General features: G+C 36.4%; 15 protein-coding genes and 1 riboswitch. Of the genes, 6 read left to right on the top strand and 9 right to left on the bottom strand.

Annotated features, from left to right (window positions below; all coding sequences use genetic code 11):
* Position 1 precedes the first annotated feature (1 nt).
* The 5 genes from cbiD to JGH11_RS05845 are packed head-to-tail and all read right to left on the bottom strand — an operon-like array spanning position 2 to position 5700.
* Positions 2–1822, bottom strand: a complete 1821-nt coding sequence (gene cbiD / locus JGH11_RS05825) for a cobalt-precorrin-5B (C(1))-methyltransferase CbiD (protein ID WP_201110631.1) — start codon at positions 1820–1822, stop codon at positions 2–4.
* Entirely contained in the window at positions 1819–2823 is a 1005-nt protein-coding gene (locus JGH11_RS05830) for an ABC transporter ATP-binding protein (RefSeq protein ID WP_201110632.1), read from the bottom strand. The genes cbiD and JGH11_RS05830 overlap by 4 nt, the downstream gene beginning before the upstream one ends.
* Before the next feature lies 1 nt (position 2824).
* Positions 2825–3859: an iron ABC transporter permease gene (locus JGH11_RS05835; protein WP_201110633.1), complete on the bottom strand. Its 1035-nt coding sequence runs from the start codon at positions 3857–3859 to the stop codon at positions 2825–2827.
* Positions 3859–4989, bottom strand: coding sequence for an ABC transporter substrate-binding protein (locus JGH11_RS05840; RefSeq protein WP_201110634.1), 1131 nt, complete (start codon positions 4987–4989; stop codon positions 3859–3861). The genes JGH11_RS05835 and JGH11_RS05840 overlap by 1 nt, the downstream gene beginning before the upstream one ends.
* Positions 4990–4995: 6 nt before the next feature.
* A complete protein-coding gene (locus JGH11_RS05845; protein WP_201110635.1) occupies positions 4996–5700 on the bottom strand; it encodes a precorrin-2 C(20)-methyltransferase in 705 nt (234 codons plus the stop codon).
* Positions 5701–5796: 96 nt separating this feature from the next.
* Positions 5797–6000: riboswitch (cobalamin riboswitch) on the bottom strand.
* 154 nt (positions 6001–6154) lie between these two features.
* On the opposite strand from JGH11_RS05845, the gene JGH11_RS05850 reads away from it, so the two are divergent.
* The 3 genes from JGH11_RS05850 to JGH11_RS05860 are packed head-to-tail and all read left to right on the top strand — an operon-like array spanning position 6155 to position 8242.
* A complete protein-coding gene (locus JGH11_RS05850) occupies positions 6155–6481 on the top strand; it encodes a cupin domain-containing protein (RefSeq protein WP_201110636.1) in 327 nt (108 codons plus the stop codon).
* A 2-nt stretch (positions 6482–6483) separates the two neighbouring features.
* A complete protein-coding gene (locus JGH11_RS05855) occupies positions 6484–7719 on the top strand; it encodes a DUF438 domain-containing protein (protein ID WP_201110637.1) in 1236 nt (411 codons plus the stop codon).
* 7 nt (positions 7720–7726) lie between these two features.
* A complete protein-coding gene (locus JGH11_RS05860; protein WP_201110638.1) occupies positions 7727–8242 on the top strand; it encodes a DUF1858 domain-containing protein in 516 nt (171 codons plus the stop codon).
* A gap of 126 nt (positions 8243–8368) precedes the next feature.
* Here the strand turns inward: JGH11_RS05860 and JGH11_RS05865 are convergent, their stop codons facing one another.
* Positions 8369–9775: an amidophosphoribosyltransferase gene (locus JGH11_RS05865; protein ID WP_201110639.1), complete on the bottom strand. Its 1407-nt coding sequence runs from the start codon at positions 9773–9775 to the stop codon at positions 8369–8371.
* A 358-nt stretch (positions 9776–10133) separates the two neighbouring features.
* Here JGH11_RS05865 and JGH11_RS05870 point away from each other — a divergent pair, with 358 nt between their 5' ends.
* Positions 10134–11519, top strand: a complete 1386-nt coding sequence (locus tag JGH11_RS05870; protein WP_201110640.1) for a Gfo/Idh/MocA family protein — start codon at positions 10134–10136, stop codon at positions 11517–11519.
* Between the two features lie 91 nt (positions 11520–11610).
* On the opposite strand, the gene rpiA is transcribed toward JGH11_RS05870, so the two are convergent.
* Both rpiA and murF read right to left on the bottom strand, forming a co-directional pair.
* Positions 11611–12312 carry a ribose 5-phosphate isomerase A gene (gene rpiA, locus JGH11_RS05875; RefSeq protein WP_201110641.1) on the bottom strand — a complete coding sequence of 234 codons (702 nt, stop codon included), beginning with the start codon at positions 12310–12312 and terminating at the stop codon, positions 11611–11613.
* A 10-nt stretch (positions 12313–12322) separates the two neighbouring features.
* On the bottom strand, positions 12323–13609 hold the full coding sequence (murF, locus tag JGH11_RS05880; RefSeq protein ID WP_201110642.1) for a UDP-N-acetylmuramoyl-tripeptide--D-alanyl-D-alanine ligase: 1287 nt from the start codon (positions 13607–13609) through the stop codon (positions 12323–12325).
* A 279-nt stretch (positions 13610–13888) separates the two neighbouring features.
* On the opposite strand from murF, the gene cysK reads away from it, so the two are divergent.
* Both cysK and JGH11_RS05890 read left to right on the top strand, forming a co-directional pair.
* On the top strand, positions 13889–14836 hold the full coding sequence (cysK, locus tag JGH11_RS05885) for a cysteine synthase A (protein ID WP_201110643.1): 948 nt from the start codon (positions 13889–13891) through the stop codon (positions 14834–14836).
* Positions 14837–15199: 363 nt separating this feature from the next.
* Positions 15200–19267 carry a hybrid sensor histidine kinase/response regulator transcription factor gene (locus tag JGH11_RS05890; RefSeq protein WP_201110644.1) on the top strand — a complete coding sequence of 1356 codons (4068 nt, stop codon included), beginning with the start codon at positions 15200–15202 and terminating at the stop codon, positions 19265–19267.
* Between the two features lie 164 nt (positions 19268–19431).
* Here the strand turns inward: JGH11_RS05890 and JGH11_RS20150 are convergent.
* On the bottom strand, positions 19432–19621 hold a 190-nt coding region (locus JGH11_RS20150), incomplete at its 5' end, for a hypothetical protein (protein WP_236263880.1).

The following is a 19621-nucleotide window of genomic DNA, read 5'->3' on the forward strand; positions in this document are numbered from 1 at the left end:
ATTAAATAATTCTACCCTCTTCATCTATCAACAAAATATTCAATTCCCCTTTAGGCAATAGAGGGGAACATACTTTATGACATTTATCTTTCAATAAAGAAAAGAAAGAGTTTCCTTGTTCGGGAATAATATTCCACAACTGACGAGCCATCGTTATATCTTGGATTGCATCCGCTACATCATCTGCGCATCCTGCTTCTTTTGCTATACCTGATAAGAATTCTTTATTCATTACAACCCTCTTGCTATGAGTATCTAAAGAACCTTCTGCCAGTTTCACTGCTTTTCCGATCATTATACCCATTGTTACACATTTGAAACCAAGTTCAGATGCTATCTTTATCGTCTCTCCTATAAAATTTCCGTAATGAATAAATGCCTGAGAGGGTAAATTAGGATATCTTCCTTTGATAAAACGTTCACTTTTTGCTCCTGAATTTATAACTACCATCTCACAACCCAGCGCTTTTGCAACTAGCATCTCACGACGTATGGATGAAACAAAAGCTTCTGATGAGAATGGTTTTACAATGCCGGAAGTACCTATAATAGATATCCCTCCTACTATACCCAATTTGGGATTAAATGTTCTCAAAGCCAGTTCTTCTCCGTTAGGAACTGATATTGTTATATCCACTCCTGTTTTCAGACTCTTATTTGGCAATTTATCCTGATGATGTCGAAATACTTTATATACTTCCCGTTTCATCATCATACGAGGTGTCTTATTTATAGAAGGTTCACCTATCGCTGAATCCAATCCGGGTAAAGTAACTTTTCCCACACCTCTCCCTTGCAAAAAACGAACTCCTCTATGATTAGTGTTGAGACAAACTGTCGAAACTATTTCTTGCCCATTGGTCACATCAGGATCGTCTCCCGAATCTTTTATAACTGTACTACTTGCATCATTACCATTTATTGTTGTAGAAAAAACAGGGATCCTCACCCATTCTCCATTTGGCAATGTAATGCTAACCTCCGATTGTTCCTCATTTGTAAGTAATGCGATTAGAGCAGCCTTTGTAGCAGCAGTAGCACAGGTACCTGTTGTATATCCGGTTCTAAGCTCAAAGAAATCAGGAAATAATGTTTCTATTTGCTTTCTTAGCCCATTTTCTCCATAAACTGGAATAAATGAAGGTGATAGAGCCGGACGTTTGATCACTAGAACGGGAATATCTAATTTTAAGGCGGAATGTATCTTTTCGTTGAAACCTCCGGATTCGCCACTTTCTTTGGTTATAATAGCCTCTGGTTTTAACTCCTCGAACAAGAGTGCCTCATCCTCACCTTGCTTATAATATATTATCTTTTCGTGTGGAAATTGTTCTTGTAGCGCTATTGAAAGTGAATCTTGTCTTTCTAATATTCGAAACCAACAATTGTGTTTTAGCCAATACGGCTTCAATTTCGAGATCGTATTCACTCCTGTAAGAGCCAGCAGGTTATCAATTTTATTTTTTTCTAAATAATCAATAGCATCTTTATAAGAATCGAACCACAGCAGATTTTCTGCATGCTCGGGATAGTTTCGTTCAAGTCTGATTACAGGGATGCTTAACTGATCGGATACAATTGCAATATTTTGATGTAATGCTTCAGCAAAAGGATGAGCAGCATCGATAATAAGTTTTACGTTTTGTTCGTTACAGAACTTTATCATATTCTCTTTATCCATACCTCCGGTTAAACGAATCGCATGTACACTCTCGACTTCCTGTAAGTTGCCTCTTGTAGAATAATAGTAAGGTTTAGCAGCTTCATCGCATACACGAATAACTCTCCGTCCTTCCGTTGTACCTCCAAATATCAGAATCATTCTATTACTATCTTTTCTAAAAGTTCTTCAATTGTATAAACCGATGCTATACACTTTCCCAACTTTAAAATCCTAATATCATCGCCGACTATTTCGATACAGAAATCGGATTCGATATCACATGAAGCCATTATACCGTTTCTTTGTAGCGCTTTTCTTATCATTGCATACATTTGTCCGTGCCCCAGAATCTTTATCTGTTTTGTATAATCATTCTCAACACGAAACAACCCCGTATGCTGATCCAATATAATGCCTTTACGGGCAAAAAACCGACTAAGGCTTCCATTCAATGATAGATCTTCAGGGGTACCAATACGTATTCCGATTCCTTTATCCATAAGCCATATTTTATCTGCTATTTGCAAAGCCAACTCAAGATCGTGAGTAGATAAGAATATTGTTTTATTCGTTTTTCGTGACAACTGATGCAGAAGCTGCATAATCTCCACTTTACTGGGAAAATCAAGAAACGCTGTCGGTTCATCCAGCAATACAATCGGTGTCTCTTGAGCCAACGCTTTTGCTATCATCACTTTCTGACGTTCTCCGTCACTCAGTGTATGAACCATTCGTTGCCTAAGATTTTCTATCTTAACCAATGATATCGATTTATCCACTATTGCCCGATCCTCTTTGCTAAGTCTCCCCCAAAAACCTGTATAGGGGCTGCGTCCTAAACCAATAAGCTCATGGGTTGTCATATTTTTTATTTCGAATTTATCGGTTAATACGACACTAATCAATGTAGATAATTCTTTCTCTGCATATTCTTCGATCTCTCGATCTTGGATATAAATATCTCCGAATAGCTTTGGTTGAAAAGCAGACAAAGTTCTCAATAAAGTAGACTTACCTATTCCATTCGCCCCTAATAAACATGTTAGCTCTCCGCTGAATATAGAACAATTGACATTTTCAGCAACAACCCTTCTATTTCGCTTGGATGTATAACCTATTGCAAGGTCTCTTATATCTATTGTTTTCTCTCTTTGCATCATCTTAAGCACTTATTTCATTCTTGCGTTTTCCGAAAAGAACAGAGATAACGATAGGTGCCCCGATAAGCGCCGTAACCGAATTGATCGGCAATGCACCTTCGAATCCCGGCATGCGTGCAATCAGATTGCAAAATAAAGCAAGCGAAGCACCTGTTAATGCTACGGCGGGCATCAGTATCCGATGGTCTGACGACATAAAGACAGTACGACACAAATGTGGAACAGCCAATCCCAGAAAAACGATAGGTCCACAATAAGCAGTCACTATAGCTGTAATAACACATGAGCAAGCTATAGTAGACAGGCGGGCACGCTTTATATTCAACCCCAAATTACGCGCATAGTTTTCACCAAGTAACATTAAATTCAATGTCTTTATAAGTAAGAAAGAAATAGGGATAAGTACTAACATAATGCATACAAATGTATTAACCTGGTTACCTGACACCTTCGAAAAACTACCTAAACCCCAAATCACATATGCACGTACATCTTCATCGTTACTGAAAAATTTTAACACCCCTATTATGGCAGAGGCAACATAACCTATCATAACTCCGATAATCAATAGAATAACATTCCCTTTAATTCTTTGAGAGATTGTAATAATAATCGCCATCACAGACATTGCTCCGGTAATAGCGGCAACCGATACGGCAACTTCACCGAAAAATCCGAGCTTGCTAAGTGCAGTACCCGCAATGCTACCCGACAAAAGAATAATAAACGCGACTCCCAAACTCGCACCAGAACTAATACCCAATTCGGACGGACCTGCCAAAGGGTTTCTAAAAACTGTTTGCATTTGCAGTCCGCTAATGGACAAACCTGCTCCTGCAAACAAGGCGGTAATTGTCTGAGGAAAACGTGACTTCCAAATAATATTTTGCCATATATCAGATTCATCAACAGTATTAAATAAGATATTCCAAACAGACTGTATCGGTATAGAGATCGTTCCTAAAATGAGATTTAGGAAGAAGAATACCAGTATAGAAACAAAAATTAAACAAAGAGATATTATTTGACGATTCATTATTTTAGTAATTCGTAATAAACAGGGGTATGCTCCGGCAATAAAGAGGGATGGAATATTTTTATCAAGTCGGCTAACACTATTTCGGGCTCTACCGGGGTATTTTCATAAAAAGGTTTTTCTTTAAGATTACAATAGATTAACCTCTTATTTTTAAACGCCTTAAAGTCAGCATAGCGTGCATCACTTTGTTTTAGTGCTTCGTAACCAAATGGGCCATTATGGCTATTGACCATTCGCCAATAATCGGCATTCGCGCCCTGAGAATAAACAGTCTCAAAATCGAGATAAAACCCTCCCGACTCGTTATCATTCTGCATAAAATAAGAAGCACCGGCATCTCTGAATAATTGAGCCAAATAGCTCTTTCCTCCTACTACATACCAGTTTCCTGAGTGAAGTTCTCCACTAAGGATTGTAGGCTTTTGTTCGGCAGATTCGGCCAAAGCTTTAAGATCATTGTATTTTTGCTCTATTTCTTTAAATTGGATGTTTGCTTTTTCTTCTATTCCCAAAAGCATTGCAGTAAACTTTATCCACTCGACTTGCCCCAATGGAGAACTTTCCTTATAACCAAGAAAACTAACGAGTGGAATACCCAGATTTTTGATAGCGTCGTACCCTCCACGCTTAAAAGGAGAAACTAGTATAATATCAGGATCTAAAGCCATAACCAGTTCACTATCGAACTCACCCTCTATCCCGATCTTTCTGGTTTTAGCGTTTCTCAATTGTTCGTTCATTTGTTTATTAAACAAAAAGCGGGTACTGGTAACGCCAACAACTTTATCAATAGCATCTAACTTAATAAAATTGGACAATTGCAACGTAGTCATACAAATAACTCCCCGCACAGGTATTTCTATTATCTCATAGCCGGAAGGTATACCTGTTCTGTCTGTTCCCCTATTTAATAACGCGTAGCGATATTGTAAGTCACTTTCACCCGATGGATCTTTAATATCTACAAGGCGGTAATTCCCATGATCTGAAATTTTAAAGCCTTTGGCATATCTTATTGTTGCCGTATCTTGATTTATCACCGTAACCTCTTCCGATTTCCTATTTGACTTACAAGATATAAGACCGACAACTATAAGTGTCGTGATAAAATATATTATTTTTTTCATACAGATTTATTTATGAATAATAATAAGAGAGAAGTATGGAAATTTTTGGGAAAGGATTTCAGACTTGTCTTGCGTGTACAACTCTTTATTTACAATTCCTGCATTCTCAAAATAATGAATCGTAATATTTGGAATCTCTATTACAGCCTGCTTTATTACACTTTCGCACTGGGAAGCTTTCATCACAACTAGAGTTTTACCCTTTTCTATCCTATTGAAAAGTTCTTCAAAAGATATAATACCCGGTATAACATTAAGCTCCTCTTCCTGTTTTACTATATGGATATTTGCTAAAGCTCCGCAAGCTATGAAAGCCGGAATACCAGCTATCTGTTGTGTCAAGATATTCCTTGCTATCAAATCTTCTTCTATGTAGTAACTCGATGAATAAAAACCAGCATGTCCTTCTGCTGTCACAGCTATTTCATATCCTTTCCGGTATAAAAAAGCTATTTCATCAGACACCTTACGGTAGCTGTCGATTGCTAAAGAACGATTTTTACTCATAGGAATATCAAACAATTTAATCTTCGATTTGCCAATGCCCAGTTCAAGTAATATATCTAAGGCCCGCGAAGAAATTCTCCCTCCCGAAAGCGATGTAGAAGGACAAAAAATAAAATCTGCCTTTTGTAAAGATTTTAATCCTTTTAAGGATATAAGTTCCGGATCTCCCGGACCAAGAGAAATAAATGTTACATAATCAGACATCTCAAAAACTCATTTTTTAGAGTAACAGATGCTTTTAGAATAGGGTTAAAAGACAACATGGATGCAGTCAGTTAAGTTTTAAGCCTATACCTCGAGCTTTAACTAAATAATTCTGGCAGGTCTTCTGACTTACTTCTTCTTTGAAATGCCTTCCCATTCTTTTGAAACAGTGGCCTGAGTATTATTCAAAGACTTTGGCGAAGCTTACAGCAGCGGGTCTGTTCAGGATTTACACCTGATTCCCTTTTCATTATTTATCCGAGAATACGGAAGAATGACACCAAAACTGGCTACAAAGGTATAATATTTTATTAATTATGCGAATCTGGATTTAGACGTTAAATATTTTATTTTCTTAATATCCTCTCAAAAAACTTCGAAGTGTAACATATGCTACAAATTATCTATCATCACACTCATAACTTTACATCGTAAATTTAAAATACAAGAATCGATGAACGAGATATTTAAAAAAGGAAGTATACTAAACTTAGCTGCATCTGTAGATTACTCGGATGGTGGAATTATAAGTAAACAAGTATTGAAAAGTAATGCGGGTAATATTACTTTATTTTCTTTCGACAAAGGGCAGGGATTAAGTGACCATACCGCTCCGTTTGATGCAATGGTACAGATACTTGATGGTGAGGCGGAAATTAAGATCGGGGGAACACCTGTTGTTGTGAAACAAGGCGAGAGTATTATAATGCCTGCAAATATAACACATGCATTGCTCGCTGTGGAGAAATTCAAGATGTTGTTAACTATGATCAGAGGTTGATTATGAGTGAACTAATAAACAATTCGCAAAAGAGGAAAGAGTTGCTTAAGCACTTAATTCTCCAGCTTCATAACAATGAGGCTCCCGAGGTTGTAAAAAACCGATTGGTAGATTTATTACGCTCTGTTCCATATAACGAAGTGGTAGAAGTAGAGCAAGAACTCATAGCTGAAGGTTTGCCCGAAGAAGAAGTATTGCGTCTATGCGATATTCACACGATGGTATTGGATGGCAGTATAGATACGTCTGCGGCTAAGACAGTACCTCCCGGACATCCGGTAGATACACTTAAACGTGAAAACAGAGCTCTTGAGGAATACATTGATAAAGTAAAAGAGTTGTTTAATAAAGGGAATAAACTAAAAGAGGAAGATGTAAAAGAGTATTTGCTACAACTGAAAGGCGCTTTCAATGCTCTTTCGGATGTAGAAAAGCATTACAAAAGAAAAGAATATCTATTATTCCCTTTCCTTGAGAAAGCCGGAATAACAGGTCCGCCTAAAGTAATGTGGGGTAAACATGACGAAACTCGTGCGTTCCTTAACGCTGCTCATGAAGCTTTATCCTCAAAAGAGCCAATTCTACCGGAAGAAGTCCTGACTCTCATATTAATGGTACTGTTGCCTACCGTAGAAGCTATAGAAGGTATGATAATGAAAGAGGAAGAAATATTACTTCCTATGAGTCTTGATATTTTGACTAATGAAGACTGGTACCAGATTTATACCGAAACTCCACAATTTGGATTTACTCTGTATGATCCACAAACGGAGTGGGTTCCAGAAGGAGCAACTGCTGGTGAACCAATTTATCAATCTGGTGAGGCCATACAACTTTCGTCGGGGAGTTTCAATATAAAAGAACTGGAAGCTTTATTCAAAACATTGCCTATCGATATAACCTTTGTAGATAAGAATGACAAAGTCAAATTCTTTTCACATGGAACAAAAAAAATATTTGACCGGAATCGTTCCATCATCGGACGTGATGTGCGCCTGTGCCATCCTCCGGGTAGCGTACATATTGTAGAACAAATAATCAGCGACTTTAAGAGTGGTAAAGAAAACAAAGCGACATTCTGGATATCTTCGTTTATGGGGCACTTTGTATATATAGAATACACGGCCCTTAGAGGAAATGATAATGAGTATTTAGGTGTGATAGAAGTTACTCAGGACATAACTGAATTGAAAAAGGTTGAGGGAGACCAACGTCTATTATCTTATACAAATAAATAAGAGCCAAATGGATATTACTTTACAGACAAAAGTTGCAGACCTGCTTAAGAATTATCCTGAATTGGAAACTAAATTACTTGAATTATCACCTGCTTTTGCCAAATTAAAAAATCCGATACTCCGGCGTACTGTAGCTAAAATTACTTCTCTACAGCAAGCAGCTGGAGTAGCCGGCATACCACCTGCCCTGATGGTACAAGAGTTAAGAAAAGCTGTTGGATTATCAACTATAGATGTTCAAGATATAGAAGATAGTGGCAATGAAAAATCTGAACCTCCATATTGGTTTGATAAAGAGAAAATAAGAGCAATATTCGATGCTTGTCCGGTTATTGAATCGGGACAAAGTCCTATGCAAGAAATATTAGATTTAGCGAAAGGATTGTCAAAAGATGAAATTTTACAGATTATCACACCTTTTAAACCGGTTCCGATCATAGATAAATTAAAATCTAGGGGATTTACCGTATGGATACAAGATAATAATAACTATTTCACTCTCTTGAATAAAGAAAGGGAATAAGCAACAGCTATATTTTCTTATTCCTCCAAGGCTTGAATACGGATATAATAACCAGGAAAACGTATGACAGACAAAAGGACACAATCTTATATTGATTGAGTCCTTTTCTATATAAAACTTATTTTATTAATCTTCTATATCTTGTCCATTATAACAATGAGTACAAACACATTCCTTTGGTAAACCTATCGATGATACCAAATCTTCAACAGTATTAAATCTTAATGTTGTTATATTGAGTTTTTCACGGATACTGTTTACCATATTTGTATATTGTTCCGAATCCGTGGTAGCATATTTATCCAGATCCTTAGAGTCATCTCCTTCCAGTTCTTTAATAGTCCGTCTGGTGATTAATTCCATTGCTGATTTCGATGCTGTGAAACCCAAGTATGGACAAGTATGTATAATAGGAGGACTTCCGATCCGCATATGAACTTCTTTCGCACCATATCCATAAAGTATATTCACATTATCATTTAGTTGCGTACCACGTACAATAGAATCATCGCAAAAAATAACACGTTTGTCTTTAAGAAGATTACGATTAGGGATTAATTTCATTTTTGCAACCAGATCACGTATATTCTGATTTGCCGGAGTAAAGCTACGAGGCCATGTAGGTGTGTATTTTATAATAGCCCTACGATATGGAATTCCTTTACCTTCTGCATAACCGAGCCCCATTCCTATTCCGGAATCAGGAATGCCGGCTACGTAATCGGCTATCGTATCGTCTTTCTTTGCCATTGTTAAACCGCTTGCATAACGTGCTGCATCCACATTTACGCCTTCATAGTCCGAAACAGGATACCCATAATAAACCCAGAGAAATGAACAAACCTGCATTTTTTTATTCGGTTTTCGCAACTGAGTCATTCGATCTGCTTCAAGCAACAGGACTTCTCCTGGCCCTACATTATATTCAACTTCGAAATCTAGATTAGGAAAACTGCAAGGTTCGCTCGACACAGCATAAGCTCCATATTTTTTTCCTACTAATACAGGAGTACGTCCCCACTTATCGCGTGCTACGATAATACCTTTTTCTGTAAGAATTAGCATAGAACATGATCCCTTGATCTTTTGATAAACCAGCTCAATCCCTTCTAAAAAAGTATCTGCCTGAGATATCAGAAGGGCAATAAGCTCTGTCTGATTGGTTTGCCCTGAATTCAGCTCAGAGAAATGACAGCCCTTTGCGAGCAATTCATTTTCTAGTTCCTCCAGATTATTTACCTTGGCCACCGTGACTACAGCATATTTTCCCAAATGCGAACTGATAAATATCGGTTGAGGATCAGTATCACTAATAATACCTATCCCTGAATTTCCTTTAAACTTGTCGAGATCGGCTTCAAAGCGTAAGCGAAAATAAGAATTTTCGAGATTGTGAATTGAGCGCATAAACTTGCCCTCGTGTAATGTTGCCATTCCTCCCCTGCGCGTACCTAAATGAGAATTGTAATCGGTGCCGTAAAATAAATCCGTAGCGCAAGGTGATTTTGAGATAGTACCAAAAAAACCACCCATTTCTATTATGTTTTCAGTTATAGTTTTTAAGATGTAAAAGTACATGATTTATTTACATCTCACAATTTTGTTCATGTAAGAAAACTACAAATCAACTCGTATAGATATGAAAGAAAAATGATATATTTGTTGTACGATATATACAAGTAGTATATTCATGTTTTTTATTACTGTGGAATTCTTTTTTTGACCTAAATCTACATAACACTATTAAGTGAATTTGTCTGAATATAAAGAGCCTTAGATGAGATACCTCTGCCCGAATAGAGTGGCCTCAACCTATGAGTTAGTATTTTGAACAAATCCTAATATGTATAAAATTTAGTTGACTCAACGTTCAAATATTTAAAATTTTACCATGAAGAAAATTATCTCACTATTTATTATCTCTCTCACTTTAGCAGGATGTGTAAAGCAGCAGACAAAGCCTTCTTCGGTTATTGCAACACCGACACCTGCTCGTGCACAAGGACAAACAGATGTTTTAGCATTGCAGAACGATCCCATACCTACTGTTCGTATAGCATTTATAGGCCTGGGAATGCGTGGTCCCGGAGCTGTGGAACGTATGACACATATACCGGGTGTTGAAATTGTCGCTTTATGCGATGTGGAAGAAAAAAACACGAATAAAGTAAATGCCATGCTCGAAAAGCGCGGATTGGCGAAAGCTCAAGAGTTTTATGGAGATACTTCTGTCTGGCGAAAGGTTACGGCTTTACCGAATGTGGACCTTATTTATATAGCTACAGACTGGAAGAGCCATGCAATGATAGGCATTCAAGCAATGAAAGATGGCAAACATGTTGCTATAGAAGTACCTGCGGCAGTAACAATGGATGAGATTTGGGACTTGATCAATACATCAGAACAGACACGCAAACATTGTATGCAGCTAGAAAATTGCGTTTATGACTTTTTCGAATTGACTACATTAAATATGGTACAACAAGGACTTCTGGGTGATGTTATCCATGGCGAAGGAGCATATATTCATGGATTACAACCATACTGGGGAGAGTATTGGAACAATTGGCGCATGGACTTTAACGAAAACCATCGTGGCGATGTATACCCTACTCACGGACTAGGCCCTGTGTGCCAGGCAATGAATATACATCGTGGCGATAAATTAAACTATCTTGTGGCAATGGATACCAAAGCTATCGGCAACCCTCAATATATTAAAGAGAAAACAGGTAGAGACGCCAAAGATTTCAGAAACGGAGACCATACTTCTACAATGATACGTACCGAAAATGGAAAATCAATTTTAATAGAGCATAATGTCACTTCTCCACGCCCATATAGCAGAATGTATCAATTGACAGGAACAAAAGGTTTTGCCAACAAGTATCCAGTACAGGGGTATGCCTTGGATGGAGGAGAGATAGACTCTACCATTGCAGCTAATCATGAAAACCTGACAGCACATAGTTTTGTGCCTGAAGATGTGAAATCGGCATTAATGCAGAAATACAAACATCCTATCGTTAAGGATATAGAAGAAAAAGCAAAACAAGTAGGAGGCCATGGAGGCATGGACTTTGTTATGGATTATCGTTTGATCTATTGCCTTCAAAAAGGTCTGCCTTTGGATATGGATGTATATGATTTGGCTGAGTGGTGCTGTCTGATACCTTTGACAGAGATATCACTTGACAATAATTCTGCCCCTGTTGAAATACCTGATTTTACACGTGGCGGATGGAAAAAACTGAATGGTTTAAAATTTGCCGAATAAGGCTCATTTACCTATAATATTCTTAAAATAATTGCCATAACTAATAATATTATTATCAGTTATGGCAATTTATATTTTATATATAGCACTATTATTTCGAAACAAGGATATCCACATCATATCCCATAAAAAGCCCACTTTCGAGAACTCCTGTTATTGACTTGAGTTGCCCCTCTAATTTGTTATCTATAGCATCAAACCACGCATCGATAATAAAATTTCCATTCTCTGTTATGACAGGTCCATCTTTTCCTTTTGCCAGCCTTAATTGAACATCTGTTGCTCCAAGATTTTTTATTTCTTGCTCTGCATAGAGTAAGGAGGATGGAAAAATCTCTATAGGTATAGGAAATTTCGATCCCAGTCGCTCCACAAACTTCGACTCATCGACAATAATGAACACCTTTGTACTATTACGAATCAATAATTTTTCCTTAAACATCGCGCCACCTCTGCCTTTTATTAAATTTCGGGCAGGATCTACTTCATCTGCACCGTCAAAGGTCCAATCGGGCTTTTTGTCCAATAAGGTAGTTTGAGGAATTCCCAATTGGATGCAAGCCATAGATATTTCGTGAGACGATGGAATTGCTTGAATCTGTAGATGCTCTTTCTTTAATCTTGCGGCGATTGCGATAAGCGCAAGATATACGGTCGAACCCGATCCTACACCGATAACTTCACCGTCTTTAAGTTTAGCCGATATCTCCTTTGCAACAAGCTCTTTTCCTTCTCTGTTAATTATATTATCTGACCAGCTTAAATTATCAATTATATTGTTTCCCCATTCCATATTAGTATTCTTACAACATTTCTATACATTTTTCGAGTTGTATACTTCGAGAACCTTTGAGTAGGACATAACTGTTTTCTATCGGATTTTTATCCAAAAATTCTTTCAAATCATTCATATCTTTAATCCGTGGATAGTCTGTTTTAACCCTACTAAAATTGTCTCCGATAAATATTGCCTTATTAAATTTGTGATGAGAAACGTAGTCTGCTATTTTTTGATGTTCCATATCCGTATCAGGTCCCAGCTCTTTCATATCACCCAAAATTAGAGTTTTATGGCTTACGTCCATACGATCAAAATTTTCTAATGCAGCAAGCATACTTGTCGGATTTGCATTATATGCATCTATAATTAGCATATTCTTTTCAGTTTCCTTCAATTGTGAGCGGTTGTTAGTCGGTTCATATTCTTCTATAGCCTTGCATATTAAAGAAGATTTCACACCAAGATATTTGCTCACTGTAATTGCAGCCAAAACATTAGGCAAGTTATATTCACCTATCAATCTCGTTTTCACCTTATTACGCTTACTGCCAAATTTCCACTCAAACTCAAGATAAGGACTGATAGACAACACTTTTCCAGAAATAAAGAGATCATCCTCCAACCCATAATGGATAGATGTTATTCCTTCTGCCATCTCACGAAGCAATGCATTATCATAATCGATGAATATCTTACCATCACGTGTTCCACGTATATATTCGTACAGCTCACCTTTAGCCTTAATAACATTCTCAAAAGACCCGAAACCTTCTATATGCGCATGTCCTATATTGGTAATCAGCCCATAATTTGGTTGTGCTATTTCAGCTAGAAGTTTTATTTCTCCTACATGGCTAGCACCCATTTCTACAACGGCTATCTCATGTTCTTTTTTTATCCGAAGTATCGTTAATGGTACACCGATATGGTTATTCAGGTTGCCTTGGGTTGAAAGCACATTATATTCTTGAGATAGAATAGATGTCACCAACTCTTTCGTGGTTGTTTTCCCGTTCGTTCCGGTTATACCTATAATTGGCGTTTTGAATTGTTTCCTATGGTGTTTTGCCAATTCCTGCAATGTTTCCAGGCAATTATTGACCAATATTATATTAGGGCGGGTTGCGTATTTTTCTTCATCTACTATGGCATAGCTACAACCTAAATCTATTGCTTTCTCAGCGTATTCATTTCCATTAAAGTTTGCTCCTTTCAATGCAAAAAAGATAGATCCTTTCGGGCTATTGCGTGTATCGGTAGAAACTTCTGGATATTGTTTGTAAATCTTATATAATTCAGTTATCTCCATGATCATTTAGTATCAAAATATTAGTTTATAAATCAAAACACTATTTGTTACATAATTGTTTTTACTGTATAGTCTATAAGATTATAACTAAGGTGATACGAATGTAAGGCTAATAATTTACACTTCATATACCCCTTAACTTTTTTTACTTTAATATTTTTTACCTTAAAATATACCATAAATATGGTATAAAAATACCTTGTTTTAGCGATTTTACATATATGAAATAGGGCGTATATTTGTGATAGTTAATAACAAAAAATTTTAAAATATAATCTTATGGGAAAAATAGCAAAAAAACTAACTGATCTGATTGGTAATACTCCTCTTCTAGAGCTTTCGAACTATAATAAAAAACATGGACTAAAGGCTAACTTAATCGCTAAACTAGAGTATTTCAATCCGGCGTCAAGCGTAAAAGATAGAATAGCCAATGCTATGATAGAAGATGCTGAAGCATCGGGAATACTAAATTCTGACAGTGAATTGGTAGAACCAACCAGTGGAAATACCGGTATTGGACTTGCATTTGTTGCTGCCGCCAAGGGTTATAAACTAACTCTTACTATGCCGGAAACGATGAGCATAGAACGTCGCAACCTTCTCAAAGCCTTAGGCGCCAATATTGTTTTAACACCCGGGCCTGAAGGTATGAAAGGAGCTATTGCAAAAGCTGAAGAGTTACAGAAGGAAAACCCGAAAGTTGTAATTCTTCAACAATTTACAAATTCGGCTAATCCTGCTGTACACAGACGCACTACAGCTGAAGAGATTTGGCGCGATACAGATGGTAAGGTAGACGTATTTGTTGCAGGAGTTGGTACAGGAGGTACGGTAAGCGGAGTCGGAGAGGTATTAAAAAAATATAATCCGAATGTAAAAATAGTAGCCGTAGAACCGGCCGATTCACCCGTTATATCGGGAGGAAAACCCGGACCGCACAAGATACAGGGTATTGGTGCAGGTTTTATACCTAAAACATATAATTCATCTTTTGTAGACCAGGTTATACAGGTAAGCAACGATGATGCTATCCGTACCAGTCGCGAACTTGCCCGAGAAGAAGGGCTATTAGTCGGTATTTCGTCAGGAGCTGCGGCTTATGTCGCTGCACAGCTGGCAAATAAGGTTGAGTATCAGGGCAAAAACATTGTAGTCCTACTACCTGATTCGGGCGAACGCTACTTATCTACAGTATTGTATGCTTTTGAAGAATACCCGCTTTAATTTTTTATAGGTTATATTGTTTGGTTATCATAAGAGTAATCAGCTACGGCTGGTTACTCTTATTTTTTATCTACAATTCATTGCCAAGATATTACATCTTTATCTATAGTTGAGAAATAGAATTCATATCCTTCACCGGACATGAAACATCGAATATCCTGATAATAGTGTACAACTTTGTCACCTTTTAGTTAAATTATAATTCGGAATGAGTATATTTGAAGATTATCAAATAGAAAGATTGTTAATCTGTTTTTCTGAATTGATACTTGCTCACTTTTATTACTTTTGTAGAAGTAAATTAATTGTTCGACCTGTTCCCTTATTTAACTATTATAATCGATTTATTTGAGCCAGCCTTCTATGACCCAATTACATTATGCCCTAAATAAAGAAAGTATACATCTTCTTGTAAAATCATTCTTGCTTTTACTGATCTGCTTTTCTATAGTGGAGACGACTCAAGCCTCATATAGTCTATATAGGGGCAACAACCTCGATTTGTCTAATAACGCGGTATTGTCTATGCATCAGGATATGGATGGATACATGTGGATAGGAACATATGACGGTTTGAATCTATATAACGGGAAGAGTACTTTCGTATATCGCTCCGAATTAAACAATGAATTTTCCCTTTGCAGCAACATAGTTCACAATATATCGCAGGCTGATAGAGATCATCTTTGGATATCTACCTTCTTGGGCCTAAATAAGTTTTCTTTAAAGAGCAGAAAAGTAGTGGAGTCTTATCCGGAACTGCCCGAAGCAAGGTTGTTAGCTGCCGATGAAAGTGGAAACACGATGGTTATCTGTAAAAGAAATTATATTTCGTATTACATGCCTAAGATTAAGAACTTTATTGATATTCATTTACCAGGAGCAGATATGAATAATGTGAAAGCATTCTTCACTGACGGCAAAAAAAACTTCTTTATAATTACGGCAGACGGAAGTATGAAAATAGTCAATGTCATTGAAGGAACAAAAGTATCTGATATCAGTCTGGGAAGTAAAGATCTTAACCTCCGCCACGGAAATATAATGAATGCCTTTTATGAAGATGGTGTTATATATTATATTACAGCCGACAGGGAATTGTATTTATATGACATTGCTAATTCCAAAAAGACTTATTTGTTAAACTTATCTGCTCTCATAGAGAAATACGGTGCCATATCTAAAGTAACATCTTTTAAAGATAACTTATTCATCGCATTTAGAGAAAGTGGACTGATGAGGCTTGATATGCAAAACAACGACAAGTCAGAACCTATAAATCTAGGAGTCAGAACTTTTTGTTTATTAAAAGATAAAAAACAAGATATACTGTGGATAGGAACAGATGGTCGTGGTGTACAGATGTATTATAAAAGGCATGATCTTTTTGGCAATATAATGTTTGATGATTTACTGCCGGGCACTCAGAAGCCTATACGCTCTATTTATACCGATGAATTTAGTAATTTATGGGTAGGTACAAAAGGTGATGGTATAATGCAAATTAAAAACTACAATCTGCTCAATAATAAAAAAATATCCCAATCCCAGTTTACTTCTTACACTACAAAAAACGGCCTATCCAGTAATCTCGTATTCTGTTTCTTAAGAAGTAAATATCGCAATATTATTTGGATAGGAACCGAAGGTCCTGGCCTTTCTTACTATTCCTATAAAGACAATAAAGTCAAAACTCTATCAGGAAAAGCAGGTACTCAAATAGGACGTGTACACTCTATTTGTGAAATTAATGCCTCTACCTTGTGGATCGCTACAGCCGGTGATGGATTACTAGAGGTCATATTAGAAGACAACAAGTCCGAGTTTTCAATAAAATCAGTTGGGCAGTATATCTTAAAAAAAGGAGATAATGTTTGCAATGAATTTCATTCCATGTCTTATGATGGCAATTCGATTCTCTATGTAGGCAGTAGAGGTGGGTATGGTATAGCCAAATTTAATATTAAGGACAAACAATATGAATTTGTACAAATGGAAAATGCTGAAAATTCAGCTATTGGCGATGTTCTTTCCGTTTATAAAAGTAAAGATTCAACATATTACATCGGAGCTAGTTCAGGCTTGACCCGAATGAGATTTTCAGATGATGGAAGTATTACTATGAAACAATTCGACCGGAGGAATGGGATGATCAATGATATGATACATGGAATATTAGAAGATTTGGACGGATGTATATGGCTGAGTACTAACAAAGGATTGATAAAATATAATCCTCATAACGATTTTTTTCATAATTATTCATCTTCTGATCTGAAGGTTACTGAGTTTTCTGATGATGCTTATCAAAAATGCCTGTATACCGGCAGACTTTTCTTTGGCGGCATAAATGGCCTGACATGGGTAGAGCCCAAGGAGAGTAATTTACAGATCGATTATAAACCGGATTTATATTTTTTCGACTTAAATATATCGGGTGAAAGTCATACATTAAACGATTATTTAAACTCTAAAAACGGTTATCTGGAGTTACCGACCAGTACCTCCATGTTTACCATTTCTTTTGTCGCTTTAGATTATATCAATGGAGAGAATTACGAATACTCGTATATATTAGACAATTACAACACTGAATGGACTGATCTCCAGAAGATAAATAAAATAACTTTTACAAATCTTCCTTATGGAGACTATACCCTGAGAGTAAAGTATAAAAGTGATGTATTCGACTCTGAAGCAAAATACTATAGCCTACATATCAGAAGAATGCCTCCATGGTATCTTACAAGTTGGGCATATATGGGCTATGTCTCTTTATTTGTACTAGCCTGCATTCTCACAATAAATATAATTCGCAAAAGAATACTCAACAAACAAAAACAAATAGCCCGAAAAATAAAAGAAGAACAAAAAGACAAATTACTAGAAGCAAAATTGAATTTCTTTACTAATGTTACACACGAGTTTTGTACTCCGCTTACAGTTATCAATGGAGTTAGTGATCATGTTGAGAGATTTGCCACAGCTGATAATAACCTAAGAAAGTATACCAGCGTTTTGCGTGACAATGTGAATAGTCTGAATAATCTTATCCAAGAGATTCTTGATTTCAGGAAAATGGAAGAAACTAAGTTCGACCTTGGTAATATTGAAGAAGTTTCTGTATCTGACCTTGTAAATAAGCATTTAGGATGGTTTACACCCATCGCTGAACAGAAAAGGATTAAAGTTGATGTTTCTATCTCGGATGATTTGGTATGGAATGTTGATCTGGCCGGTTTTAATAGAGTTCTGGTTAATCTAATTTCTAACGCATTTAAATACACAGTGGAAGACGGTTTAGTTAAAGTTTCATCATACATAAAAGACAATACATTAGAACTGAAAGTATATAATACAGGGAAAGGCATAGACGAATCCATGATACCATTCATATTTGAACGCTACCATGTCCTTGACAATATGACTCCCGGAACATCTTTGATTTCATCTAGTCATGGTATAGGGCTATCTATTTGCCGTGATATAATAGAAGCTTTACAAGGAGAAATCAAGGTAAGTAGTGTGGTTGGAGAGTTTGCTGAATTCGTTGTGACGCTACCATATATTCCAGTGACAACAAATAATATTGTTTCCAGCGAAGATATTACTAATTCGTCTTCAAACACCTCCTCTATATTAGAGAACCTCAGCGCTAAGAAACAACCTGAAAGACCAACTATTCTAGTAGTAGATGATAACAAAGATATAGTTTGGCTAATTTCTGATATGTTGTCTAAAGATTTTGACATAAAGGGGGCCTACAATGTTGAAGAAGCTCAGAAAATGATCGAATCTCAGAGTCCCACTCTTATCATAACAGATATTATGATGCCTGATATTGACGGAATGGAATTTATAAATAGGCTAAAAGCTGATAAATTCACGAAACACATTCCTCTAATTATAATATCAGCTAAAATAAGTGAGAAAGAACAGGCTGCCGGTTTTAACATTGGGGCAGATGCTTATCTGACTAAACCCTTCTCTGCAATAGTACTCAGTTCAGTTGTAAACAGACTGCTTGCCGTAAAAACAGAACTTAAAGATTATTATTATTCTCCTGAAAGTGCTTATGAATATTCTGATGGACAATTGATCCATCAAGAAGACAAAGACTTTATGGACTCTGTGACTTTAATAATCACTGACAATATAGAATCGGAGAACCTCCGTCCCGAATTCATTGCTGATAAGTTAGGTATGAACACGCGTAATCTTTATCGGAAATTCAAAAAAATAACAAGCCTTTCTCCTAATGATTATATTAAAGACTATCGATTTATATATGCCGCAAAACTTCTTATAGCTACTAATCTCACTATTCAGGAAATAATATATAAAGTAGGCATCACCAATAAGTCATATTTCTACAGAGAATTCTTTAAAAAATACAATATGACCCCTAAGGAATATCGGCAAAAAAAATAAGATTCTAGGTATATTCCCTAAAAAAAGTATCTTAATCAGCTTTTAATTGATTAAGATACTTTTTTTGACTAATAGGATACCCTTATTTTCTAATCTATTCCTTAATATTGACATGTTAATATTTATTAAGCTTTACTTAACGAGGAAGGATTCCCCTCTTTGATTTAACGATTAGGAGCTTGACTACAATAATGAGTAACTACATAATTTACCAAATTAATGCTCAATTTAATAAGATATTTTACAATACTAGGATTCATTTTTTCTTCTGAAAATTTGGAGCTTAAGCCTATTTTATTAGAGAGAGAGAGAGAGAGAGAGAGAGAGAGAGAGAGAGAGAGAGAGAGAGAGAGA

Origin of the sequence: Dysgonomonas sp. Marseille-P4677, assembly GCF_016652235.1 — a bacterium.
In the GTDB taxonomy this organism is placed as follows: Bacteria; Bacteroidota; Bacteroidia; order Bacteroidales; family Dysgonomonadaceae; genus Dysgonomonas.